24 protein-coding genes are annotated in these 24,122 nt (G+C 65.6%); 5 read left to right on the plus strand and 19 right to left on the minus strand.

The window, feature by feature from the left end; all coding sequences use genetic code 11:
• The first annotated feature begins 179 nt into the window (after nt 1-179).
• A complete protein-coding gene (locus IGS61_RS18630; RefSeq protein WP_230541041.1) occupies nt 180-3,407 on the plus strand; it encodes a DUF2339 domain-containing protein in 3,228 nt (1,075 codons plus the stop codon).
• Complete coding sequence (locus IGS61_RS18635; RefSeq protein ID WP_230541042.1) at nt 3,404-4,915, plus strand: DUF3999 family protein; 1,512 nt, start codon at nt 3,404-3,406, stop codon at nt 4,913-4,915. Before IGS61_RS18630 ends, IGS61_RS18635 begins: the two co-directional genes overlap by 4 nt.
• 76 nt (nt 4,916-4,991) lie before the next feature.
• Here IGS61_RS18635 and IGS61_RS18640 read toward each other — a convergent pair whose 3' ends face one another.
• Nucleotides 4,992-5,735, minus strand: coding sequence for a helix-turn-helix domain-containing protein (locus IGS61_RS18640; RefSeq protein WP_230541043.1), 744 nt, complete (start codon nt 5,733-5,735; stop codon nt 4,992-4,994).
• Nucleotides 5,736-5,882: 147 nt separating this feature from the next.
• On the opposite strand from IGS61_RS18640, the gene IGS61_RS18645 reads away from it, so the two are divergent.
• The 3 genes from IGS61_RS18645 to IGS61_RS18655 are packed head-to-tail and all read left to right on the plus strand — an operon-like array spanning nt 5,883 to nt 7,529.
• Nucleotides 5,883-6,305 (plus strand): hypothetical protein, encoded by a 423-nt coding sequence (locus IGS61_RS18645; protein ID WP_230541044.1) that lies wholly within the window; start codon nt 5,883-5,885, stop codon nt 6,303-6,305.
• A gap of 19 nt (nt 6,306-6,324) precedes the next feature.
• Nucleotides 6,325-6,738, plus strand: coding sequence for a hypothetical protein (locus IGS61_RS18650; RefSeq protein WP_230541045.1), 414 nt, complete (start codon nt 6,325-6,327; stop codon nt 6,736-6,738).
• Nucleotides 6,739-6,743: 5 nt separating this feature from the next.
• Nucleotides 6,744-7,529: a DUF2145 domain-containing protein gene (locus tag IGS61_RS18655; RefSeq protein WP_230541046.1), complete on the plus strand. Its 786-nt coding sequence runs from the start codon at nt 6,744-6,746 to the stop codon at nt 7,527-7,529.
• On the opposite strand, the gene IGS61_RS18660 is transcribed toward IGS61_RS18655, so the two are convergent.
• The 18 genes from IGS61_RS18660 to IGS61_RS18745 form a co-directional block, all read right to left on the minus strand.
• Complete coding sequence (locus IGS61_RS18660) at nt 7,526-8,149, minus strand: 4'-phosphopantetheinyl transferase family protein (protein ID WP_230541047.1); 624 nt, start codon at nt 8,147-8,149, stop codon at nt 7,526-7,528. The genes IGS61_RS18655 and IGS61_RS18660 overlap by 4 nt on opposite strands.
• 132 nt (nt 8,150-8,281) lie before the next feature.
• Nucleotides 8,282-8,878: a hypothetical protein gene (locus tag IGS61_RS18665; RefSeq protein WP_230541048.1), complete on the minus strand. Its 597-nt coding sequence runs from the start codon at nt 8,876-8,878 to the stop codon at nt 8,282-8,284.
• A 103-nt stretch (nt 8,879-8,981) separates the two neighbouring features.
• Nucleotides 8,982-9,431, minus strand: coding sequence for an excinuclease ATPase subunit (locus IGS61_RS18670; protein ID WP_230541049.1), 450 nt, complete (start codon nt 9,429-9,431; stop codon nt 8,982-8,984).
• Nucleotides 9,432-9,504: 73 nt separating this feature from the next.
• Complete coding sequence (locus IGS61_RS18675) at nt 9,505-10,737, minus strand: beta-ketoacyl-ACP synthase (RefSeq protein ID WP_230541050.1); 1,233 nt, start codon at nt 10,735-10,737, stop codon at nt 9,505-9,507.
• Nucleotides 10,734-11,459, minus strand: a complete 726-nt coding sequence (fabG, locus tag IGS61_RS18680; RefSeq protein WP_442908081.1) for a 3-oxoacyl-ACP reductase FabG — start codon at nt 11,457-11,459, stop codon at nt 10,734-10,736. The genes IGS61_RS18675 and fabG overlap by 4 nt, the downstream gene beginning before the upstream one ends.
• Nucleotides 11,452-11,925, minus strand: a complete 474-nt coding sequence (locus IGS61_RS18685) for a hotdog family protein (RefSeq protein WP_230541052.1) — start codon at nt 11,923-11,925, stop codon at nt 11,452-11,454. Before IGS61_RS18685 ends, fabG begins: the two co-directional genes overlap by 8 nt.
• Nucleotides 11,922-13,112, minus strand: coding sequence for a beta-ketoacyl-ACP synthase (locus IGS61_RS18690; protein WP_230541053.1), 1,191 nt, complete (start codon nt 13,110-13,112; stop codon nt 11,922-11,924). Before IGS61_RS18690 ends, IGS61_RS18685 begins: the two co-directional genes overlap by 4 nt.
• Entirely contained in the window at nt 13,113-13,667 is a 555-nt protein-coding gene (locus tag IGS61_RS18695) for a DUF3261 domain-containing protein (protein ID WP_230541054.1), read from the minus strand. It abuts the gene before it with no gap.
• The gene (locus tag IGS61_RS18700; protein ID WP_230541235.1) at nt 13,667-16,051 is read right to left on the minus strand and encodes an MMPL family transporter; all 2,385 of its coding nucleotides are present in this window, start codon (nt 16,049-16,051) and stop codon (nt 13,667-13,669) included. The genes IGS61_RS18695 and IGS61_RS18700 overlap by 1 nt, the downstream gene beginning before the upstream one ends.
• 5 nt (nt 16,052-16,056) lie before the next feature.
• Nucleotides 16,057-16,668 carry a LolA family protein gene (locus IGS61_RS18705; protein ID WP_230541055.1) on the minus strand — a complete coding sequence of 204 codons (612 nt, stop codon included), beginning with the start codon at nt 16,666-16,668 and terminating at the stop codon, nt 16,057-16,059.
• Complete coding sequence (locus IGS61_RS18710) at nt 16,665-17,120, minus strand: acyl-CoA thioesterase (RefSeq protein ID WP_230541056.1); 456 nt, start codon at nt 17,118-17,120, stop codon at nt 16,665-16,667. Before IGS61_RS18710 ends, IGS61_RS18705 begins: the two co-directional genes overlap by 4 nt.
• Nucleotides 17,113-18,681, minus strand: coding sequence for an HAL/PAL/TAL family ammonia-lyase (locus IGS61_RS18715; protein WP_230541057.1), 1,569 nt, complete (start codon nt 18,679-18,681; stop codon nt 17,113-17,115). Before IGS61_RS18715 ends, IGS61_RS18710 begins: the two co-directional genes overlap by 8 nt.
• Nucleotides 18,668-19,639 carry an LpxL/LpxP family acyltransferase gene (locus IGS61_RS18720; RefSeq protein ID WP_230541058.1) on the minus strand — a complete coding sequence of 324 codons (972 nt, stop codon included), beginning with the start codon at nt 19,637-19,639 and terminating at the stop codon, nt 18,668-18,670. The genes IGS61_RS18715 and IGS61_RS18720 overlap by 14 nt, the downstream gene beginning before the upstream one ends.
• On the minus strand, nt 19,636-20,391 hold the full coding sequence (locus IGS61_RS18725; protein WP_230541059.1) for a glycosyltransferase family 2 protein: 756 nt from the start codon (nt 20,389-20,391) through the stop codon (nt 19,636-19,638). Before IGS61_RS18725 ends, IGS61_RS18720 begins: the two co-directional genes overlap by 4 nt.
• Complete coding sequence (locus IGS61_RS18730) at nt 20,384-21,472, minus strand: class I SAM-dependent methyltransferase (RefSeq protein WP_230541060.1); 1,089 nt, start codon at nt 21,470-21,472, stop codon at nt 20,384-20,386. The genes IGS61_RS18725 and IGS61_RS18730 overlap by 8 nt, the downstream gene beginning before the upstream one ends.
• Nucleotides 21,466-23,295 carry an AMP-binding protein gene (locus tag IGS61_RS18735; protein ID WP_230541061.1) on the minus strand — a complete coding sequence of 610 codons (1,830 nt, stop codon included), beginning with the start codon at nt 23,293-23,295 and terminating at the stop codon, nt 21,466-21,468. The genes IGS61_RS18730 and IGS61_RS18735 overlap by 7 nt, the downstream gene beginning before the upstream one ends.
• Nucleotides 23,288-23,839: a hypothetical protein gene (locus IGS61_RS18740; protein WP_230541062.1), complete on the minus strand. Its 552-nt coding sequence runs from the start codon at nt 23,837-23,839 to the stop codon at nt 23,288-23,290. The genes IGS61_RS18735 and IGS61_RS18740 overlap by 8 nt, the downstream gene beginning before the upstream one ends.
• A gap of 3 nt (nt 23,840-23,842) precedes the next feature.
• Entirely contained in the window at nt 23,843-24,109 is a 267-nt protein-coding gene (locus IGS61_RS18745) for an acyl carrier protein (RefSeq protein WP_442908084.1), read from the minus strand.
• Nucleotides 24,110-24,122 lie beyond the last annotated feature (13 nt).

The raw sequence follows: 24,122 nt of genomic DNA on the forward strand, positions 1-24,122 counted from the left end.
CTTGCTCGGCATCAATACGGAAAACCGCCTGCCGCGCCATGCTGGCCTTGCCGCCGCACGCACTGCCTCGCACTTGCCCTGACACAACAGAAATCGCCTGTTTCTTGATAATAAGGTAATGTGCGCATACCGCTGGCATCCCTGCCCGCCCCTCCCGGAAAGCTGCCTACATGTTTGGAATGACATCATTGACCATCCTGGCCTTGCTGGTCACCGGCTTCGTGCTGGTGCTGCAGCACCGCCGCAAGGTGGCGGATCTGGAATTGCTGACGGCGCGCTTGCGCAAGGAAGTCGATGCCATCGGGCAGCGCCTGCGAGCGCTGGAAGGCCAGGCCGAAGCGCCTGCGGCCACGCCCGTCGTGTCCATCGCACCCGCCGTGTCCGATAGCGTGGCGCCAGTGCCCGCGCCGCCTCCCGTACCCACGCCGCCGCCCGCGCCCGTGCCGCAGGCGGCCACGGTCAAGGTGGCCGAGCTGGCGAAGGTCGCGCCGGCAGCAGTTCCCGCACCTGCCGCACCTGCCGCACCCGTGCCACCGAAACCAGCGCCACCGGCCCCCTCCAGGCCCGCTTCCCCCGCCGCCAGTACCCCGTCCTGGATCGCGCGTCCGGATGGCTTGCTTGCAAAGGCGAAAAATTGGTTATTTACCGGCAACCTGGTCGCCAAGCTGGGTTTATTGATCCTCTTCCTCGGCGTCAGCTTCCTGCTCAAGTATGTGTCGGCCCAGGTTACGCTGCCCATCGAGCTGCGCCTGGCCGGCATCGCGCTGGCCGACATCGCCCTGCTGGCCTGGGCCTGGCGCATCCGTCTCAGCCGCCCCGGCATCAGCTTGCCGCTGCAAGGCACGGCCCTGGCGATATTGATGCTGGTCACGTTCGGCGCCTTCCGCCTGTATGAACTGATCCCGGCGGGCCTGGCGTTTGCCGTGCTGTTCGTGCTGACGGCATTTACGTGCCTGCTGGCCGTGCTGCAGAACGCCGTCTGGCTGGCCGTCTTCGGCATCGTCGGCGGCTTTGCCGTGCCCCTGCTCGTGTCGACGGGCAGCGGCAACCATATCGGCCTGTTCAGCTATTACGCGCTGCTCAATGCGGGCGTCTTCGCCATCGCCCTGAAACGCGCCTGGCGCGTGCTGAATGTGCTGAGCTTTGGCTTCACCTTCGTCGTCGCCACCACCTGGGGCCTGCTGCGCTATACGCCCGAGCACTACCTGTCGACGCAACTGTTTTTGATCCTGTTCGTGCTGTTCTATATCGGCATCGCGATTGCCTACTGCGCGCGCCAGGCGCCGCGCCTCAAGCATTACGTGGATGGCACGCTCGTCTTCGGCACGCCGCTGGCGGCCATGGGCCTGCAATACGGGCTGGTCCGGCACTTTGAATTTGGCCTGGCGTTTTCCGCCCTGGTCGCCGGTTTGACGTACACGGGGCTGGCCGTGGCACTGTGGCGCCGCACTGGCTTCCGCCTGCTGGCCGAGGCCTTCCTGGCTCTGGGCATTGTCTTCGGCACCCTGGCCATCCCGTTTGCCCTCGACGGCCGCTGGACGTCCGCCGCCTGGGCACTGGAAGGCGCGGGCATCGTCTGGGTCGGCTTGCGCCAGCGCCAGACCCTGGCCTGGGTCTTCGGCCTGCTGGTGCAGGCGGCCGCCTGGCTTGCCTTCCTCGGCACCATCCAGGAACTCAATACGGCAGCGGCCCTGCAAGCCAATATCTGGCTCGGCTGCACGCTGCTGGCCGCGGCCGCGCTGGTGATGGCAATCAACTTCCGCCGCCAGCGAGGCGTGGCGCATGCCAAATTGCCCGCGGAACTGATGCAAGGCCTGTCGGTGGTGTTCCTGTGCGGTGCCACCGCCTGGCTGCTTGGCGGCTTGTGGACCGAAATCATGCTGCGCACCGACGCCATCAAACAGCTGAACCTGTTGACCATCAGTGCGCTGGCAGTTGCCGCTGGCCTGTTCTGGCTGGCGCAGCGATTGCAGTGGACCGCGCCGCGCCTGCTGCTGCTGCTGGTGCAACTGCTGGCCGGTGTCGTATTGTTGCTGCGCATGGGCATGGACTGGAATGAGCAGTCGGCCAAGCTGTTCGACGGTACCTTTATCAGCGCGCTGCTGCTGGCCGCCGCGGCGCTGGCCAGCGCCTGGTTCACGCAGCGCCAGGCGCGCGTGGAAGCCGATGCGAAGCTGTCGCTGGCCGCGCTGCCGCTGCTGCAATGGAGCGGGCTGCTGTGGTTTATCGGCGTCCTGTTCCCGCTCTCCATCTCGCTGCTGCACCTGGTCGATGGCGACGAGCGCATGCATCCGCAAGCAGGCGAACACTTGCTGGCGCTGTATTTGATTGCGGTGAGCCTCACCACGCCGCTGTTCGCGCTGCTGGCGCGCCGCCTGGCCTGGCCGCAGCTGCGCTGGTTCACGGTGGCCGTCTGGCTCGGCCTGGGTTTGTGGAGCGCCAACATGCTGCTGGTGCTGTACCTGAGCGTGTCCGTGCCAACCGGCTTGTCCTGGCTGGCGCTGGCCTGCGCGCTGGCCTGCGGCGAGTTCATGTTGCATACCTGGCCGCGTGCCGGGTGGAACCTGAGCCTGCGCGTGCTGCGCCTGCTGCATACCGTGCGCACGGCCGGGCCCTGGCTGATGCTGTGGCCCGTCGGAGCCATCCAGCTCGACGCCTGGCTGGCCGAGGCGGGGCGGGCCGGCGCCATCAGCCCGGCCTGGTCGCGTTATCTGCCGGCCTGGGCCATGATGCTGGCACTGGCCTTGCTGATCCGCCGCTGCCGCGCGGGCGGCTGGCCGGTGGCGCCGATTGCCAGCTGGTATCAGCACACCCTGATCCCGCTGGGAGCACTGGGTTCGCTGCTACTGATTGCGGTCTGGAATTTCATCGACAACGGCGCCATGCAGCCCCTGCCCTATCTGCCCCTGCTCAACCCGCTGGACCTGAGCAGCGGCTTTGCGATCCTGCTGGGCTTTGCCGCGTACCGCCTGCTGCGTGCCGGCCAGCCGCTGTGGCTGGACCGATTCCAGGCACGCGTGCCGGTCATCGCCGCCTGCTGCGTGTATGGCTGGTTCAACCTGATGCTGCTGCGCACGGTGTCGAACTACCTGGGCGTGCCTTATACGGTGGAGGACATGATGGCCTCGCAATTCGTGCAAGCCATGCTTTCGCTGGTGTGGAGCGTCACGGCCCTGCTGCTGATGCGCCACGCGGCGCGCCACCAACGGCGCCAGCAATGGAGCCTGGGCGCCGTGCTGCTGGTACTGGTGGTCGCGAAACTGTTCCTCATCGACCTGTCGAACGTGGGCGGCATCGCCCGCATCGTGTCGTTTGTCGGCGTGGGCCTGCTGATGCTCCTGATCGGCTACCTGGCGCCTTTCCCCAGGGCAGAAACCGTAACCGAACCGACACCGGAGAACGCATGAAATTTCCCTTGCTGATCTGCGCCGGCCTGGCGTCCGCCGTGGCGGCCAGCATGGCGCTGGCGCAAAATGCGCCTGACCACCCGTCCAGCTATGGCTGGAGCATGCCGGTGAGCGTGCCAGCTGGCGCGGGCGTGGTGCGCCTGCCGCTGCCGAAGGAAGTCTATCTACATGCGCGCACCGGCAACCTGGCCGACGTGCGGCTGCTTGACCGCGACGGCCAGCGCCTCTCGTTTGCCATCAGTACGCCGCCAGCACAGTCCAGCACGCAGCGCAGCAGCGTTGCCGCGCGCATTTTCCCCGTGACGGGCAGCGCAGTGGACAAAGGCGGCTCGCAACATGTGGAAATTCGCACCGGTAGCGACGGCCAACTGCTGTCGGTCAGCGCCGGCGCAGGCAACGGTGCTGCCGGCAAGGCCCTGCAGGCGCTGATCCTCGACCTCGGCCAGCAGGCACCGGGCAGCCGCATCGGCGCGCTGCGTTTGACGCCGCCGGCCGACGCCGGCGATTACAGCGCCCGGGTGCTGCTGGAGGCAAGCGACGACCTGAAGCAATGGGACGCGGTCGGCACCACCACCGTGAACTGGCTGCGCAGCAGCGATACGCAAACCTTGAGCAACGACAGCATTGCCTTTGCGCCGCGCGCTTTCCGCTACGCGCGCCTGAGCTGGCAGGAAGGCCAGCCGCTGGTGTTTGCGGCGATTGCCGCGCAAGCCGTCAGCGAAACCGAGGTAGCGCCGCCACGCGCGAGCATCGTGCTGCGAGGTGCTCCAGACAAACTGACCTCCGATTGGGTGTATGCCACGCCGATCGCGATTCCCGCCGACAGCATTGCGCTGCAATTCAAGGAGAGCAACGTGGTGCTGCCCGCCACGCTGGGCGTGTATCGCCAGAATAGTTATGTGCCGCAGCGCCGGCTATCCCTGCACCGGCAAACGCGCGCGGCCAATGGCGAATATTTTGACCCGCTGCTGACCACCAGCTTTTACCGCATCAGCGAGGCGGGCAAGGAACGCGTCTCCGGCGACCTGTCCATGCCGGTGGTGCGGACGACGCAATGGGTGCTGCGGCCCGAGTCGCAAAGTACGGCCATGCCGACCAGCGCGCCGCTGTTGCGCCTGGGCTGGACGCCGGAAACGCTGGTATTCCTGGCCGGCGGCAAGGGGCCATATCGCCTGGTGTTCGGAAAAGCCGGCGCGCAGCCGGTGGCGCAACCGCTGTCACAGGTGGCGCCAGGCTATCGTGACGGCGAATTGCAGGCGCTGCCGATTGCCACATTGGGCGCCTTGACGGCGCACGCTGGCGCAAGCGATGCCGCACCGGCACCGGCTGGCATAAGCGCGCCATGGCGCCTGGCCGCGCTGTGGGCGGCCCTGCTGCTGGGCGTGGGCGTACTGGGCTTTTTTGCCTGGCGCTTGCTAACGCAGATGAAACAGGAGCAGATGAAACAGGAGCAAACGACGGAACAAACGGGCCAGCAGCAAACGGATGGCGAAAAACAGCGCGACTAGCGGCGCGGCTAACGGCCAAGGGAAACCTTGCCAGCAGCTTACCGGCTGCTGGCTTGCTGACTTACCGACTTCTGGCTCACTGCCGCAGCAGCGCCTTGAACGTCTGCGGCATCCAGGGACGCGCCGCCAGCATGAAGCTGATGGCCAGGCGCTCGTCGCCGGGCAGGCGCGCGTCTTCCTGGTGTTGCTGCGAGAATTCCACCGCCACTTGCTTCAGGCGCTCCAGCAAGGCCGCCGTGGATTTCTTCGACAGCATCACGTTCACCAGGCGCAGCAATTCCGTCTCGCCATCGAATTGCGAATTCAAATAGTCGCCATAGGCTTCCTTTTTGAAATACGTGTGGATGGGACCATTCGGTATCCACGCAAACGTGCGCGCCACCAGCAGTTTGACCCGGTTATTCGGCAGCAGTTCCAGGAAACCGATCTTGTCGAGTCGCAGCAGGTATTTCACGGCTTGCGCTTCGCTGATGTCGTAGATGGCGACGATCTGCTCCAGCGGCAGCAGGTTCAGGGCGGAGACGGCCACCACGAACAGCCGGGTGTCGTCGATGATTTCCTTTTCCTGCGCATACGTCAGCCCCGTGATCAGGGTGGGCGCAGCCTGGGCAGACTGCACGGCCAGCGCCAGCTGCTGGAAGTCGCTGCCGATGGCCACCAGGATCTGGTCCAGGCGCTGCAAGGAAAATTGTTTCAGGGAGAACATGCGCTTGACGCTGGCTTCGGACATGCCGATGCGCTGGGCCAGCTCGGCATACGTGACGGAACGCGCTTTCAACAGGCGTTTCAAGGCTTCGATCAAGGCGTGGGTTTGCGGCATTACTATCCTTTACACATGGCAGAGCAGCATAGTATCAAATAGTAATACTAAGAGTATGGCCCGCCACTACGAGTAGCGTTCTGATTGACTGCGGCGCTGCGTTCGACAATCATACCCTTGCCAATCAGGCACATAAAGGAGATACCCATGAAACGCTTGCTGCCCCTCTGCTTGTCCCTGTCGCTGTTGACGCTCTCCATGGCCGCTCCCGGCCTGGTCCATGCCGCCGCCTCGGAGAACCTGTCGAAAGGCTCGCAAAACCTCAGCCAGGGATCCGCCATCGTCGTCGCCGGTTCCATGTCGATGCTGGTCGCCTCCGGCCAGGTGGTCGTTGCCAGCGTGGAAACGGTGGGCGAAGGCATCGTCATCGTGCTGAAAGGCGCGTCCGAAGCGGGCGGCGCGTCCATCCAGATGAGCACGCAAGCGGCCAAGGGCCTGTCGCTGGCGGCCGGCACCGTGGTCAACGTGGTGGCGCTGTCCACCGGCCACATGCTGGTCCTGTCCGGCAAGGCCATCGCCTTCATCCCCAACGAACTGGGCAAGGCACTGCTGCACCACTCCAAAGCGTAATACCGACAACAGGACATCCATGAAACACCTACTCGCCATGACTCTGCTGTGTGCCGCCAGCGTGGCGCCGCTGGCCCAGGCCAACTCCGATACCACCAACGCGTCCGACAACGCCAGCATGGCCTCGGCCATCGTGCTGATCGGCTCCATGTCCGTGCTGGCCGTCGCCGGCGACATCGTCATCGACAAGGTGGAAGATGTGGCCGACGGTAGCGTGCTCGTACTGAAGAGCGCGGCCAACGGTGCCTCGCAGGCGGCCACGGCCTCCGTCAAGCTGAGCCAGAAGGCCATGCAAGGCCTGTCGCTGGCGGCCGGCACGGCCGTCAAGATAGTGGCCGTCTCGACGGGCCACATGCTGATGCTGTCGGGCAAGGCCATCGCCTATGTGCCGAACGCGGCCGGCAATGCCATCCTCCACCATTCGAAAGCGTGAACCCCATGAAACGTCTGACCGTGATTGCCATCAGCCTGCTTCTGGCCGGCGCCGCCCATGCGGGGCGCTCGTGCGAGGAAAAGCCAACGGATGCGACTACCCTCGTCAAATCGATGGACCTGGCGCAAAAGACCCTGCAGGCGCTCGATGCCTCGGGCGCGCAGGTGGCGCTGCTGGCGCGCGCCGGGCAAGACCTGTCGAAGTACAATTTGCGCTACTCGCACATGGCGCTGGCCTGGCGCGACCACCCGAAGGGCCGCTGGCTGGTGGTGCATGAGCTCAATGAATGCGGCACGGCGCAATCGTCGCTGTACAACGAAGGCCTGGGCAATTTCTTCATGGACGATGTGTTCATGTATGAAAGCATGATCCTGATTCCGGGCCAGGATATGCAGCAGCAACTGGCGCGCCTGTTGACGTCGAACACGCCCAAGCGCCTGCATGAAGCGCACTACAACATGCTGGCCTACCCGTTTTCCACCAAGTACCAGAACTCGAACCAGTGGGTGCTGGAAACCCTGGCCGCCGCCAGCAACGAGCCTGGCAAGATCGAAACGCGCGCCGAAGCGCAAGGCTGGCTGCGCAGCGCCAGCTACGCGCCGCAGACGCTGAGCATACCCGCCGCCACGCGCCTGGGCGCGCGCATGTTCCGCGCCAATATCGCCTTCGACGACCACCCGTTCGAGCGCCGCATGACGCGCCAGATCGACGTCGTCACCGTCGATTCCATCGTGCGCTTCATGCGCCAGCGCGAACCGCAGGTGCAGGAAATCGTCGTGCGGGGGAACTAGTCTGGCGTCAGGCCGGACAATAACAAGTCGGGCGCCTGCCCCAGCGGCGCCGCGCTGCACAGCACGATGGACAGCTCGGCATGCGCCAAGGTCACGCAGCTTGCCGCATCCATGCCCAGCTTGTAGCGCGCCTCCGCCTCGCTCCAGCGCTGATAGAACAGCGCCAGCCGCTCATCCGCTGGCAAGCCTTCCAGCTCGGCGGTCATAGCCGCGCCAAACGCCTGGCGCGCCAGCGCCAGCACGTCGCGCTGCGGGTCGCGCAACTCAATATCGAGTCCCAGCCGCGTAGTACCGCTCAGCGCGCAGGCGATCCAGTGGCCGCTGTGCGAAATACTGAAGTAGGGACCGCCTGCGGGCGCCAGCAGCCGCGGCGCCTGGCCCGGACGCTCCTCGAGCGCGATGGCCGCCGGAGACAGCCCCAGCATCCATCCCATGGCCGTTCGCAGCAAGGCGCGCCCGAGCAGGAACTGGCGCCGTCGCAGCGGCCGCGCAAACCACGCATAACGGTCCGCTTCCGTCGTACCCAGCCACGTTTCATATTGGCTGATCTCCGCGAGATCAATGCTGCGGGAATCGAGCAGCCAGATGCTGGCGCCGTTACCGGGGAAGGCTGGTGGCATGACAATATTTGGATACGTAAAGGCGCAGTCTGCCACAAATTGCCAGCATGCATGCGGCAAAAAAATGGCAGCGCGGTTGCCCGGCGCTGCCATTCTCAGCAGGTCTGCTGGCGCTTACGCGCCGCGCCCATCTTAGTTCGTCATTGCTGCTTCGACCGCTTTATTATCGGCGCCAGTCGGGCCGCCTTCGGCACGTACATAGTTGGCCTTGATGTAAGCGCTGGTCAGGTTGGCGATGCGGGTCAGCATCAGGTTATCGTGCACGCCAAACGTGAATCCGGCCGCCATCGCGTCGGCGCGCTGGAAGAACTCTGGCGTCGCGACCAGGGCGCCCTTGTTGTCGCGGATCATGACGCGCATGCGCACGCCGGAGCTGCCGGCCAATGGTCCCAGGAATACACGCTTGGCGCCGCTCTTGAACTGGATTTCCTCGACGATAGGCTCGATGATCAGCACGCGGCCATTAGCCGGGGCGGCATTCCAGCTGGTCAGCGATTCGGCCAGGTCCTTACGAATATTCTCGTCGATTTTCGCCATGGCGGCCTGGTTGCCGTTGTAGCCCTCGGCAAAGACTGTTGACTTGACTTCAATACGGCCAAACGACGAGAAAGCCTCGCTCGGCGGCGGATTGGCCGTCGACGATGCCTTGATGCGCGTGGCGCAGCCTTGCAACATGGTCAATGCCAGCAATGCGCCAGCCAGGACGACAGTTTTCGATACTTTTTGCATATTCTCTTTCTACTTTTTATTGGAATGGCTTCCAGGCGCCAGCCTACCTGCAAGCGGGCGCCGGTTACCGATATGAACGAATTTCCTGCTACTTCTTTGCTGCCTACTTACTTGCCTTCAACTTCACGAACTCACCCTTCAAGGCCACGCCCGTCATCATCGTGCCTTCGTGGCATTCGAATTCCGTGGCGCTGGAATTTTCGATGTTTTTGTAATTGCTGACGATATTGACGACGGCATCGGCGCCCACCGACTGGGCGCGCTTTTGCAGCGCCAGCATGGCCGACAGGAAGGCCCAGTTGCAGGACGTTTCCGCGGACTTGCCGACGCCATTGGTTTTCTGGCTCGTCTTGTCGCGGCTGATGCGCGTGGCAATCGGCGGCGTTGCCTGGTCGCCAAAATAGAATTTGACGGTATCGCCAAGACGGGCCTGGGCATCGTTGGCGGACATCGCATTGGCGATCGGCATCATGTGCCTGGTATCGCCGGCCTGGGCCGGCAAGACAACTGTCAGCGCTGCACTCATTGCTGCCAGGATCATCATTTTTTTCATGCTATTTCCCTCGATCAGTTAAAGATAGTAAAAAAGGAACCACACTTGCCACTTGCGCCAGCACAAGCGGGCGTCACGGCCGGTAACGCTTGAAAATCAGCGACGTGTTGATGCCGCCAAAGGCAAAATTATTCGACATCACGTATTCGCATTCGATGGCCCGGCCTTCGCCGGCGATGTAGTCGAGCGGCGCGCATTGCGGGTCCACCTGCTGCAAGTTGATGGTCGGCGCAAACCAACCTTCGCGCATCATTTCGATGCTGATCCACGCTTCCAGCGCGCCGCAGGCGCCCAGGGTGTGGCCCATGTAGCTTTTCAGCGAACTGATAGGCGTGCGGTCGCCAAACACCTCGAACGTGGCTTGCGACTCGGCAATATCGCCCTGCTGCGTACCTGTGCCATGCGCGTTGATGTAGCCGATATCGGACGGCTGCAGGTCCGCGTCGGCCAGCGCCAGCAGCATCGCCTGGCGCATGGTGGCGGCATTCGGCTGGGTCACGTGGCAGCCATCGCTGTTCGTGCCGAAGCCCACCAGCTCCGCATGAATGGTGGCGCCGCGCGCCTGCGCATGTTCGAACTCTTCCAGGATCAGGCAACCGGCGCCTTCGCCGATCACCAGGCCATCGCGGCTGGCGTCGAACGGGCGCGGCGTCGTGTGGCCTGCGTCATTGCGCGTGCTGGTGGCGAACAGGGTGTCGAAGACGGCCGCCTCGGTGGCGCACAGTTCCTCGGCGCCGCCGGCGATCATCGCCAGCTGCTTGCCGCCGGCGATCGCCTCGTAGGCATAGCCGATGCCCTGGCTGCCCGAGGTGCAGGCGCTCGACGTGGTAATGACTCTTCCCGTGACGCCAAAGAACACGCCGATGTTGACGGGCGCCGTGTGCGCCATCATCTTGATGTAGGTGGTGGCGTTGATGCCCTTGGTGGTGCGCTCTTCCATCATGCGGCCAAAGTCGCCGATGGCGCTGGGCGTGCCGGCGGACGAACCGAAGGAAATGCCCATCTGCCCGCCTTTGACCACGGGGTGTCCGGCCAGGCCCGCGTGTTCCAGCGCCAGTTCGCTGGCGCGCGTGGCCATCAGCGCGATGCGTCCCATGCTGCGCACGGCCTTGCGGTTGTAGCGGTCCGTCAGCGCGAACGGCGCGGCCGGTGCGCCCAACTGGGTGTTCAAGCCTTCGTAGTCGGCCCATTCGTCCATGCGTACGACGGCGTTGCGATACTCGCCCAGGCGCTGGCGGATGGCCGGCCAGTTATTGCCGATCGGGCTGATACCTGCCATGCCGGTCACTGCGACCCGGCGGCTCATACCATGCCTCCATTCACGGAAATGACCTGGCGCGTGATGTAGCCCGCCTCCTCGCCGACGAGGAAACTGACGGCGGCGGCCACCTCTTCCGGCGTGCCGACTCTGCGCGCGGGGATCATCTTCAGCGCTTCGTCGAGCGGCACCTCGCTGATCATGTCCGTCTCGATCAGGCCCGGCGCCACGCAGTTCACGGTGATGGCGCGCTTGGCCAGTTCCAGCGCCAGCGCCTTGGTGGCGCCGATGATGCCGGCCTTGGCCGCGCTGTAATTGACTTGCCCCCGGTTGCCGATCAGGCCCGAAACGGACGCCATGGTGACGATGCGCCCCGGTTTGCGGCGCTGTACCATCGGCATTACCAGCGGGTTGAGCACATTATAGAAACCATCGAGGTTGGTCTGCAGGACGATGTCCCAGTCCTCGCCCGACATGGCGGGAAACGCATTGTCGCGCGCCACGCCGGCGTTGCACACGACGCCGTAATAGCAGCCATGTTCGGCGATGTCCGCTTCCAGCGCGCTAGCTGCCGCGGCACGGTCGCCGATATCGAACTGCAGCACGCGCGCCGCGCGTCCCAGCGCCTGCACCTGCTGCGCCACCGCGTCGGCTTCGCCGCGCGCGCTGCGGCAATGCAGCACCACGTCAAAACCGTCGCGCGCCAGTCGCAAGGCGATGGCCTTGCCGATGCCGCGCGACGACCCCGTCACCAATACACTTTTACTCATGCTGCGCTCCATTCATACTCTCCTGCAGAAATTGCTTTGCATCCTCGGGCTGGAACACCGTGATCGTCGCCTGCGCCAGCACGGCGCCAGCCATCTCGATACGGCACTCGAACGCACCCAGTCCATTCTCGCCTTGCAAGGCTTGCTGCACATGCACCTGCAGCACGCTGCCATTCACAAACAGGGGTACCTGCGCTTCGTAGCGCCGCGCCCCCAGCAAAAAACCGATCTTCACGGGCGCGCCGGCCAGCCGCGCCAGGTAGCCAGCATGCGCGGCGATCGCCTGCGCCATGTATTCGATACCGACCCAGCTGCCCACGCCTGCCGACGTCGCCTCATAAAACACGCTGCCGGCATGGATGGCCACTTCGGCGCACAGGTTTTCCGCATCGGCCGAGAGCACCCGGTCAAGCAGCACCATGGGGCCGGAATGCGGCACCAGCTCGCGGATATCGGGAAAACTCATGCTCCCCTCCCGAACAGCAAGGCGGCGTTCGAGCCGCCGAAGGCAAACGAGTTGCTCAGCGCCCAGTCGAGCGGACGCCCCAGCCGCGCGCCGGGCAAGGCCAGGCGCAGCGGCGGCAGGGATTCATCGGGCACGCCATCCCACAGGTGCGGCGGCAGCAAGCCCTCGGCGTTATCGTCCTGCATCGCCAGCCAGCACAGCGCGGCTTCGATGGCGGCCGCCGCGCCCAGCGCATGGCCTGTCAGCGGCTTGGTGGAGCTGCTCATCGCCGTGGCGCCGAACAGGTCGGACACCACGCGCGCTTCCATCGCATCGTTTTGCGGCGTGGCCGTGCCGTGCAGGTTCACATAGTCGACTTGCGACGCCGCGATGCCGGCGCGCGCCAGTGCCTGGGCGATGGCCAGCCGCGCGCCGCCGCCTGCAGGATCGGGCGCCGACATGTGGTGGCCGTCGGACGATTCACCCCAGCCGCGCAAGGCCACTGCAGCCGGCTGCGCCGTCATCAGGAACAGGGCCGCGCCCTCGCCGATATTAATGCCGTCGCGGTTCGCGCCGAACGGATTGCAGCGCCGCGCGCTGACGGACGCCAGCGCGGAAAAACCGGCCACGGTAAAGCCGCACAGTGTATCGACGCCGCCCGTCAGCACGGCGTCGCACAGGCCCATGCGGATCAGGCGCGCCGCGCTGGCCATCGCCTTGGCGCTCGACGAACAGGCGCTCGAATGCACCAGGGCCGGGCCGTCGATGCCCAGTTCCCCTGCCAGCATCAGCGCCGGCGACGCCATCTCCTGCTGGCCGTAGTGGAAGGCATCCGGCAAGCCGTCGCCCGCCACATGCTGGCCGATCGCGCCTTCCGTCTCGGCGATGCCCGACGTGCTGGTGCCGATCACCACGGCCACGCGGTGCGCGCCGTAACGGGCGATGGCCTGCTCCACGGCGGGGCGGATCTGCGCCAGCGCCGCCAGCGCCATCCGGTTGTTGCGGCTGCGCGCGGCGAGGCCGTGATGCGCCACCGATGGCAAGGCCGCGTCGACCACGCCCAGCGGCAGCATGCGCCCCGGCGTGTAGGTATCGACGGACACCACGCCGCTGTGCGCGGCAAACAGGCGCGCGCGCACTTCTTCGCGGCCGGCGCCCAGCGCGCAGACGATGCCGCAGTCATTCAGGTACACAGTCAGGCCGGTCATTCAGCTTCCTTCCGGGGCGTTCTGTATCGTCAGGCGATAGCGGTAGCGCAGGTTGTCGAGCACCACCGTGCCGCTCCAGCGCGGCATGCCGCTATAGTCGATCACCGTCACCGCCTCGTCATGCAGGAACAGGGTGCGGCGCAAGCCGCTGTCCTCGATGCGCCAGCCGGCCGGCAGGGCTTGCGCGATCGCCTCGCGCGGCCACAGGGTCAGCTGCATGTCTTCCAGCACGTCCTCGGCGCGCACCTGCGCCGGCAGCATCAGGTGGCGCCACGAGGTCATGTCCTTGCCGTCGTAATGCAGCGACAGCACGCGCTGGCCGAACGCCAGTCCCACCAGGTCGAGATGCGACGGTTCCACTTCCAGCGCCGCATCGAGTTCGTCGATGCGGCCCGCCCGTTCGACGACCAGGTGCTGCTGCACGCTGACCGTGGCGCCCAGCGCCTGCGGCGCCAGTTTCAGGCCCAGGCGCGCCGGTGCCGAAGGCGGCACGCTGGCGCAGCCGGCCAGTGCCAGCAGCAGTGCCGGCGCCCATCGTTGACAGTGCAAAAACATCAGATTTCTCCTGCGGCATCGGCCGCGCTACGGTGATCGGCTTCGGCAAAGCACGGCGACAGCAGCCATACCAGCGCCGTGCCGATCAGCATGGTCAGGCCAAATGCCTGCAGGGCGGCCGTCTTGCTCAGCGCCAGCAAGCCGAAAGACAGAATGGTATTGGCTGCCGACAGGCCCACGGCCAGCCATGGCGTGTCGTTGCGGCGGTCAGGGTGCTCCTGCATGAAGATGCCGTAATCGACGCCCACGCCCAGCAGCAGCATCAGCGCCAGCACGTGGAACAGCTGCAGCGGCATGCCCAGGTAGCCCAGCAAGGCCAGGGCCGCCACGCTGGCCAGCGCCGTGGGCGCCAGCACGCGCCAGGTGCGGCGCCGGTAACGGGGCAGCAGCAAGCCGAAGACCACCAGATAGGCCCCCAGCACCACGGCGCCCATGTAGACGCGGTAGCGGCCCAGCACCGAGGAAATTTCACTCACCTTGTCGACCCACTGCACGCCGGGCATGCCCTCGCCCGCCTGCGCCAGCAGCGGGATGGCCGCGTACTGCATGCCGCGCAAGGCGACGATGGAGGCATGGCCGCCTTCCACCTTGCCCAGCCACAGATGGCGCCATGGCTCGCTGGCCGGCACCTTCAGGAAGGCATCGATCGACAGCGGCGCACCGGCTTGCGCCAACTGCGCACGTACCTTGCCGGCCCACTCGGGACCTTCATCGACCGACTGCGCCAGCAAGTCGAGCGCGGCGCCAGGCTGCAGGATGGCCGTGTCGAGCAAGGCCCGGCGCGCCGCCTGCGTCCGCAGCGATGGCACCCAGTTCGACATGGCCTGATAGCCGCTGATGTGCTTTTGCGCGATCAGCGGCAGCAGGCGCTGTTTCAACGCTTCCTCGCGCTGCAGCAAGGCTTCCGCGCTATCGCCGCGCACGAGATAAAACTGCACCGGCGTGGGCCCATCGAGCAATTTGCTCAATTTGATCTGGTCGCGTATCAGGTGCGCGGGCGGCGTTTGCAGCAGACGGATATCGTCGTTGACGCCCAGGCGGCTGATGCCGAAGAGCGCAAACAGGGCAAACAGCACGCCGCCAATCAGGGTGGCGCGGTTGGCCCGCAACAGCGGCCAGCGCGCGCGCGCCGCGCCATACTGCCTGACCAGCGCGCCGCTCTTCAAGGTGCCGCCACCTATCAGCGCGGGGAACCAGCACACCACCGTCAGCCAGGCAAACACCAGGCCCAGGGCAGAAAACACGGCCATGTGGCGCAAGCCGGGGAATGGCGTCAGTGCCAGGCCCATGTAGCCGATGACGGCGGCCAGCAAGGTCAGGCACAGGCCCGGCAGCAGACGGCGCAGCAAGGTGCGCGAATCGAGCGCCGGGTCGGCGCCCAGGCGGTTGCATAGAAAATAGATGCCGTAATCCTGCGCCACGCCGATCAGGCTGGCGCCAAAGACCAATGTCATCAGGTGTATTTTGCCAAACAGCAGCCAGCACACGGACAGGGAACCGAGGCAGCCGATGCCGATCGACAGCAGGATCAGCGAGATCGGCTTGAATGAGCGGAAGGTGAACCACGTCAGCAGGATGATGCCGGCCAGGGAGCCCAGGCCGATGGTCGACATTTCGCCCGCCGCCTGGCTGCTGGCCGCCGCCGCATGCAGGATCACGCCGGCGCTGATGATTTCCACGCCGGGCACGGCTTGCCGCGCCGCCGCCTCGGCTTGCGCCAGCACGGGCAACACGCTTTCCTGGGCGCCCAGCGAAAAAGCGGGCAGGCTCAAGGTCATCGGCAGCAGCACATACTGGCGCTCGCCGTCGGCGACGAACAAATGGCCGTCGCGCGGACGCACGGGCGTTTCCTGCGCACGCTCCTGCACCCAGCCGCCAAACAGGCCAAACGGATCGTCCTGCCAGGCGCCCAGCTTCGGACCACCAAACGGGCTGTAGAGCTGACTGAGCGCCGAATCGCGCCAGAATGCGGGCGTCTCCTGGCGCAGCTGCGTTTCCTGCGGCGCCGTCAGCAAGGTCAATCGATGCTGCTGGAACAGCGCCAGCCAGTCGTTCTGCGTCTGCTCGTCGAGCGGCGTGGACCGGAACAGGCCCGCATGGCGCGCCAGCACGGCGCTGTAGGCATCGGCCGCTCGCTTCGCATCGGCCCAGTCGGGCGCGCCGACCAGCACCACCACGCGTTGCTGCGCCGCGTCGACCATGTGCGTAAACGACGCCTGCAGCACCGGATCGCGCTCCTGCACCGGCAGCAAGGCGAGAATGTCGGTTTCGGGCGCGATGCGCTTGCCCAGCCACAGATAGGCGTTATGCGCCAGCAGCAGCGCCACCACCAGCGCCCAGGCGATGGCCAGCAGGCGTCCGGCGTTGCGGCCGCGCTTCGTCAGTGCGTTCAAAACAGGGCCGCCTCTTGCGCCGTGATGGCGGACGGTCCCGTCTCAATCGCCGAGAACACGATGCTGGTGCGGTCGCCGCTCGCCTCGCTGATGCTGATATTTTTCACGAAGGCGCCGCCATCGAGGCGGATGCTGCCGATGGCCTTGGCCAGCGCCGGCTGGCGCGCCTTCAGCGCCACCTGCCAGGTGCCGCCATCGATGCTGCCGTCCACTTCAAACAGCGTGTCGAGTTGCGCCAGGTCGCCGGCCAGCAGCGAAAACAGCACGCTGTTGATCATCTTGACCACCGGCTCCGTCTTCGCGTCGAGGCGCATGGCCACGCGCTCGCCCTGGAAATGCACGATCTCGTCGCGCGTCAGGCGCAGGGTATTCGGAAACGGCTGCAAGGTGCGCCACAGGACGCCCTTGCCGGCCACCACGCAAAAGCGGCCATTCGACGCCAGCGCCTTCTTCATGCCGGCCAGCTGCTTGCTCTGGTCGAAACGGCCGCACAGCTGCTGCGGCTTGGCCAGCATGGCCTCGATCTTCGCTACCGGCGCGGCCGCGTGCAGCGGCGTCATCGCCAACAGGCACAGGCCCGCCAGCAGGATTTTGAATTGTTTTTTCATACGGCCTTCAATCCCAATTTTTCAAACAAGATGGGCGGCGAGGCAAAGCACATCTCGCCGCTGGCGATATCGACGGCCACCTGTGTCGTGCTGGCGCGGTTCAGGCGCTTGCCCGTCGCGCTGTCGCTGACCAGGTACTCGATCTTCAGGCGGTCTTCCCACTCCACCAGGTCGGCGCGCAGGGTCAGGCGCTGGCCAAAGGTGGCTGGCGCCACATAGCGCAAGTGCATGTCGATCACGGGCCAGGCATAGCCGGACGCTTTCATGTCGACATAGTTGTAGCCGATGCTGTCGAGCAGCGCACAGCGCACCACTTCGAGGTATTTCACGTAGCGGCCATGCCAGACGATCTCCATCGGGTCGAGGTCGAAGAACTGCACCTGCATCTCCACTTCGGCGTGCCAGCGGCTGGGCGCGGCCTTCCTGCCGCGCACTTTATGCGTCTCAGTCATTTCCGGCTCCGTACAGTGGCCAGGCTTGTGCGCGCATGCGTTCGAGCAGCACGCGCAGTTCCGGGTCGAGCCGGCGGTCTTCCTCGACGGGCGCGATATCGGCGGCCAGCGCCTCCATCATCGCCGCCAGCGCTGCTTGCGGCTGCACGTCGGGATTGACCTTGCAACGCAGCCAGACGCCCTGGCGCACGGTAATCAGCAGGGCCGCGGCGACCTGCTCGCACAGTTCCAGCACGCGCAGGCAATCGCGTGCGGCGATGGTGCCCATGCTGACCTTGTCCTGGTTGTGGCATTCGGTCGAACGTGAAAAAACCGAGGCAGGCATGGTCAGCTTCAGCGCTTCGGCCGTCCAGGCGGAGGCGCTGATCTGCAATGCCTTCAGGCCATGGTTGATGGCCGCGCGCGGGCCGGTAGCACCCGATAAATTCGCCGGCAAGCCCTGGTTGTAGCGGCTGTCGACCAGCAAGGCCATCTGACGGTCCAGCAGGTCGGCCAGGTTGGCCACCGTATTCTTCATGCTGTCCATGGCGAAGGCGATATGGCCGCCGTAGAAATGTCCGCCATGCAGCACACGCTCGCCTTCGGCGTCGATGATGGGATTGTCGTTGGCGCTATTGAGTTCATTCTCGATCGACGAACGCAGCCACGGCAAGGCGTCGGCCAGCACGCCGATCACGTGCGGCGCGCAGCGGATCGAATAGCGGTCCTGCAGCCGCTTGCCGTTGCGTTCCCAGCTATCGGTGGGCAAATCGGCGCGCAGCCAGGCCGCCACTTGCTGCATGCCGGGATGCGGCTTGACGGAGAACAGGGTTTCATCGAAGTGGTGCGCGTTGCCATCGAGCGCAAACGAGGCCATGGCCGTGATGCGCGTCGTCAGGCGCGTCAGATACTCGGCGCGCTCATACGCCAGGCAGGCCAGCGCCGTCATGACGGCCGTGCCGTTCATGATCGCCAGGCCTTCCTTCGGACGCAGGCGCAGCGGCGTGATGCCCGCTTCGCGCAGCGCCTGTTCCGCCGGCACGTGTACCCCATCGCGCCAGACTTCGCGTTCGCCGCACAGCACCGCCGCCAGGTAGGACAGCGGCGTCAGGTCGCCGCTGGCGCCGACCGAGCCTTCCGACGGGATCAACGGCAGCAGGCCCGCATCGAGCAGGCGCGCGATCTGCGCCAGCAGTTCCACGCTGACGCCGGAAAAACCTTTGGAGAGCGACGCCAGGCGCGTGGCCATGATCGCGCGCGTCTGCGCCGGCGTGAAGAATTCGCCCAGACCGCAGCCGTGATAGGTGTACAGGTGGTGCGGCAGCTCGGCCACCAGTTCCGGCGGCACGGTCACGGTGCAGGAATCGCCGTAGCCCGTGGTCACGCCATAGATGGTGCCGTCCTCGCGCAGCAGGCGGTCGAGAAAATCGGCGCCGCGCGCGATCGCCGCCAGAAAGACGGGGTCGCTGGACAGTTCGGCGCTGGCCCGGCCATGCGCGATGTCGGTAATGTCTTCGATGCGCAGGCGTTCGCGGTCGAAGCGGACGGCGCGCCGGGTGTTTTTCAGGTCAGCGAGGTGCATCGGGAGTATCCAGTCTTGAAGTATCGGGGAGTTGCCAAAAATCGTAGAAGTTGAACCATTCGAGCGGCGCGCGCAGGCAGTGGTGCTGCAGGCGCGCGGCATAGGCGGCCGCCAGTTCGGCCAGCATCGGCTCGCGCGCCTTGCGCGGCAGGTGCAGAGATTCGCGGAACAGTTCGAAGTGCACCTCGGGGCGCTGGCCCGTGCACGTCGAAAACAGCAAATACACGGGGCATTGCAGCACGCTGGCCAGCACATACGGACCGACCGGGAAGGCGGCCGGCTGGCCCAGGAATGGCGCCACGGCCACGCGCGGCTGGGGCGAGACGGAAACGCGGTCACCGGCGATCACCACGAACTCGCCCTGCGCCACTTTTTCCGCCAGCAGCATGGCCGTGGCAGGCGTGATTTCCGTCACCTGCATCAGATTGAGCTGGCTGTCGGGATTGAGGCGCTCCAGCATGCGGTTGAACGCCTGCGCATGGCGCGTGTGCACGAGCACCGTCAGCTTCAGGCGCGCATTGCGCTGCGACAGCACGCGGCACAAATCCAGGTTGCCCAGGTGGGCGCAGATCAGCAAGGCGCCACGCCCCTCGTCCAGGCAGCGGTTGACGCCCTCTTCGCCATCGACGCCGTGCAGGCTCACGCTGTGCGTGTCGTACAGCCCGCCCCATAGCAGCATCTTGTCGAGGATGGTTTCGGCAAACGTGGCGAAGTGCCGCAGCACGCTCAGGTTTGCCGGACCGCCGCAGGCCGCGACGCGACGCAGGTAGCTGCGCGACACGCGGCGCGCGCGCGGCTTGGTCAGCACGTACCAGGCCAGCACCGGGTACAGCACGATGCGGAAAGGCCAGCGGCCGAAGACGCGGCAGATCCAGAACAGCAGGCGCATGCCGGCCACGAAGCTGACTTCATTGAAGCCGGACCAGTGTCCGCGCGGCTGCTGCGACGCTGCCGTCATCGCGCGCGCCAGTGGCGGGCCAGCAGGCGCGGTGCGCGCCACAGCATGCCGAAAAACAGACGCGCATGCATGCGCGAAATGAGCACGTTGTCGCGCCACAGCTGAAAATGCGAGACGCCGTCGCTGGGGTAACCCACTTTCGTCGGCAGATTTTCCATCTCCAGGCCATCCCAGTACAGGCGCACCAGCACATCGGTATCGAAATTCATGCGCTGCCCCAGCACGCCACGCTGCGCCAGCGCCGTCAGCGGCGCCAGCGGATAGACGCGAAAACCGCACATGGAGTCGCGGATCTGCAGCGACAGGGTATTGATCCATACCCAGATATGCGTCGCATAGCGGCCATAGTAGCGCGCCCTGGGTACCGATTCATCGTACACGGGATAGCCGATCACCACGGCCGCCGGCGTGGCTTGCGCCTGCGCCAGGAAGCGCGGCACATCGTCCGTTTCATGCTGGCCGTCGGCGTCGATCTGCAGCGCATGGCTGTAGCCGCGCGCATGCGCGTGGCGGCAGCCCGTCAGCACCGCCCCGCCCTTGCCCTGGTTGTGCGCATGGCGCAGCAGGGTCACGCGCGACGGGTGCGCGGCGGCCAGTGCATCCAGGGTGCGCGCGCCGGCGCCGGCGCTGCCGTCGTCGACGAGGATCAGCGGCACGCCATGCGGCAGCAGGCGCTGCACCACGGCGCCGATCGCGTGTTCATGATTGAACACGGGGATCACGATGCAGGGTTGAAAACGCACTTCAGTCACTGCCGGCTCCGGCGCGGCCAAAGCGCAGCAGTGAATGACAATAGCCGATGCCGTCGCGCGTGGTCAACAACTCCAGGCCGGCCTCCTGCGCCAGGCGGATATAGTCGGCGCTCTGGTAAATCTTGCTGTTACCGCTGGCCATGGCCGTGAAGTACGGCGACGTGTTGATCAGGCAGTAGGCGGCGATATCGTATTGCTGGCGGTCCCAGAAGGTATCCATGATCAGCACCTGGCCGTTCGGTCCCAGCGCCTGCGCCACGCGGCGCAAAATGCTGGCGATGGCCGGCTCGGAAAAGCAGCTGAGGAATTGGCTCATCCAGATCAGGTCCATGCCGGCCGGCAGCGGCGCCGTATCGTCGAGCAGGTCGCAGGCGTGCAAATGGGCCCGCTCGCGCACGCCCGCGTCGGTCAATGTGCGGTCGGCCACCGCCAGCTGGCGCTCCAGGTCGACCAGATGCAGTTCCACGCCCGCACGGTAGGCCAGCGCCGCGCTGGCGAACTTGCCCGTATTGGCGCCGATATCCATGATGCGGCGCGGCGCCGTGGCGAAGACGTCCGGGAAAATCTCGGGGAACGAGGTGTCCGAATAGTGGTGGTCAAAGGCGAACCAGCTGCCCTTGGCCGGTTCCGACAGCGCCGACAGACCCTGGTACAGCGTGGGCCAGTCGCCCAGCGCGGCCAGTCCCAATGGCTGCTCGGCGTCAAGCGAACGGTCCAGGTCAAACAAGCCCTGGTAGCAGACGTCATGCATGAAGTCCAGGTTGACCTGGGTGATGCTGTCCGTCAGCATGCAAAAACCTACCTTGTCGAGCACGTATGCGCCATCGCGCAGCGAGACGACACCGGCCGACAGGCACGATTCGAGCGCCACCTTCAACGCATATTCCGTCCAGCGACCGCTGGCGGCCATGTCGGAAACCGTCAGGCCGCTGTGGCCCGTGTCGGCCAGCGCCTGCAGCATGCCGCGCTTCCAGGCATAGCGCACGCATTGAAAGACGACGGGACCGAAAGCGATTTTTTGCGCCTCGAAACGGGCGGCAAAGGCGGTCTGGCGTTCGGGTGAGAATTTTTTATCTAACATGCGCTCGCTGCTGGAATGGGTGTATCGGCGCCGCCACCGGGAACGGCAGCGGTATTCGGGTGAAACAGGATGCGGCCGCTGGCATGCTGGCCGGCGTCCGACAGATAACGAAACTGCAGGCTGGCCTTGAGCGCGTCATACTCGAGCGCCAGCCGCACCGGCCGATCCGGCAGCACCGGCTGCTGGAATTTCAGGGCATGCATGGCGCGGAACCGCGCGGGCAGCGCCAGATGCTGGCGCGCAAAATGCAGCGCCCACTCCACCTGCACCACGCCGGGCAGCAAGGGCGCGCCCGTGAAATGGCCATCGAAATAAAACAGGTTCGCGGGCACGCGCAGCTCGAACAGCAACCGCGGCGTTTCGCCTTCGGCCGAACGTTCGATCAGCTGCACGTGCGGCAAGCGGGGTGGCTTGTCCACCTGCGCCAGCAAGGCCAGCAGCAGCGCCTGCGTCGTCTTGCCCTGCGCATTGATAGGCAGTTGTTCCAGGTAGCGCCAGCGGCGCGGCAAGGCAACGGCGTCGACCTGGCCGCCCAGCGCCGTTTGCAGCTGGCGGTTCAGTGCCAGCTTGCCTTCCGCGTCGAGCAGCGCCCGGCCGGCAGCGCTGCAGACGATAAAGGCGGCCACTTTCTGACGCTCGCCAGCCGGCGCATCGCACAGCAGTACGCGCGCGTCCAGCACCAGCGGTGTGGCCAGCAATGCCGCTTCGATGGCATTGAGAGAAATACGTTTTTCTTCGATCTTCACGATGCGGTCACTGCGGCCCAGCAGCTGGAAGCGTCCTGGCGCCGTTTGCCGCGCGCGGTCGGCCAGGCATAGCCAGCCATCATCGGCCAGGTGCGCCGAACGCACTTCCAGCGCGCCGTCGTCCAGCAAGCGCCAGTCCACGCCAGGAAAGCCTTGCCAGCTCTCGTCGTCAGGTCGCTCCGGCGTACGCTGGCGCCAGGCCACGCCGCCCGTCTCCGAGCTGCCATAGATTTCGCGCGGCACGCGGCCCAGCAAATGCCCCGCCGCCAGCGCGCTGTCCAGGGCCAGCGGCCCGCCCGAGGAAAACACGGCGCGCAGCTGCGCGCGGGCGCCGGACCAGTCGATGTGTTCCGGCAGGCGTTTCAGGTGCGCGGGACTGGCGGCCAGCACGCACGGACCGCGCGCCAGCAAGGCGGCCAGCTGTTCCGGGTAATCCACGCTGTGCGCATGCACGGCACGCCCGGCAGCCAGCGGCCACAGGACCTTGAACAGCAAGCCGTAGATATGCTGGTGCGTGACGGTGGCGACGACGGCTGCGCCATCGGCGTGCTCGCCAAACAGCTGCTCCAGCGTGGCTACCTCGCTGGCCAGCTGCGAGATTTTTTTCGGCATGGCTTGCGCCGCGCCCGTGCTGCCGGAGGTATGCACCACCAGCGCCGGAAAATCGTCAGCGAGCACTGCCCATGCGCGCTCGGCCAGGCTGTCGGCAGGCAGGGGCAACGGCGCATGCGCGGCCGGGAACTGCCCCAGGAAACCATCCACGGATGCAGCCAGCGAGGCGCAGCTGGCAGGCAGCGTATCGGCCGTCAGCCAGATGGTCTTGCCCACCTGCCAGGCGCCCAGCAAGGCGGCGCCAAACTCGATGCTGTCATCCAGGTACAAGGCAAAATGGCGGCCTGCCTGGTGCTCCAGCAAGCCGGCCCACGCCTCCATGCGCGCGACAAAATGCGCGCGATCGAGCACGTCGCCATCGCGCCAGCCGACCAGCATGGCTGGTCTACGGCCATGCATGGCCAGCGCAAGGCGGGCAAGGGAATCAATCGGAGAATGGGTTTCCGGCATGAGGACTTCAGGCATGGTGCAAACGCTTAAAACGCAGGCGGACGAGATACTCGCCACCAAATAACAGGGCCATCAGGATATAGGCGATGACGCCCGTATACAGCGACCAGACGGCCTCGCTGGCCCACAGCGCCGTGCCCAGCGCGATGCCGCCATTGACGATAAAAAAAACGCACCAAACCTGCGTCACGCGGTGCGTGTAGCGCACGGCCGCCGGCGGAAAGTCCTTCTCGCGCAGGCGCGCCAGGCGCTCCACCACGGATGGCGGCGCCCACAGGCTGTAGCCGAAGGTGGCCAGCAAGACGACGTTGACCAGCACCGGATACAGTTTCAGCGGCAACAGCAGGTTGCTCCACAGGGCGATGGCGGCCAACAGCAGGGCGGCGGCCACTGACCAGCGCGCGGCGCGCTGCAGCTTCAGCTTCAGCGCGGGCAGGCGGCAGGCGACGGCCAGCAACAGCAGCAGCGCCAGCCAGCGCGGCTCGACCTGGCCGTGACCGAACCAGATCGCCAGCGGATACAGCACGGTCAGCAGCAACGCGACGGCATTGAGCAGCACGCGTTATGCCGCCTGTTCCGACACCGACATCGCGCGCAGCGCTTCGACCACATCGTCGATGGTGCGGATGGTCTTGAAGACTTCCGGCTGCAGGCGCTTGCCCGTCAGTTGCTTCAGCTTGACCGCCAAGTCGACCGCGTCGATGCTGTCGATATCGAGTTCAGCATACAGATTCGACTGCGGCGTCAGCGCCGCCGGATCCAGTTCGAACATCTCGGCCAGCAGCTGCACTACCCATGCGTACAGTTCCTCGCGGTTCATTGCGCTCATATCTACCATTTTG

This window comes from Janthinobacterium sp. FW305-129 (assembly GCF_020858115.1).
Lineage (GTDB): Bacteria > Pseudomonadota > Gammaproteobacteria > Burkholderiales > Burkholderiaceae_D > Janthinobacterium.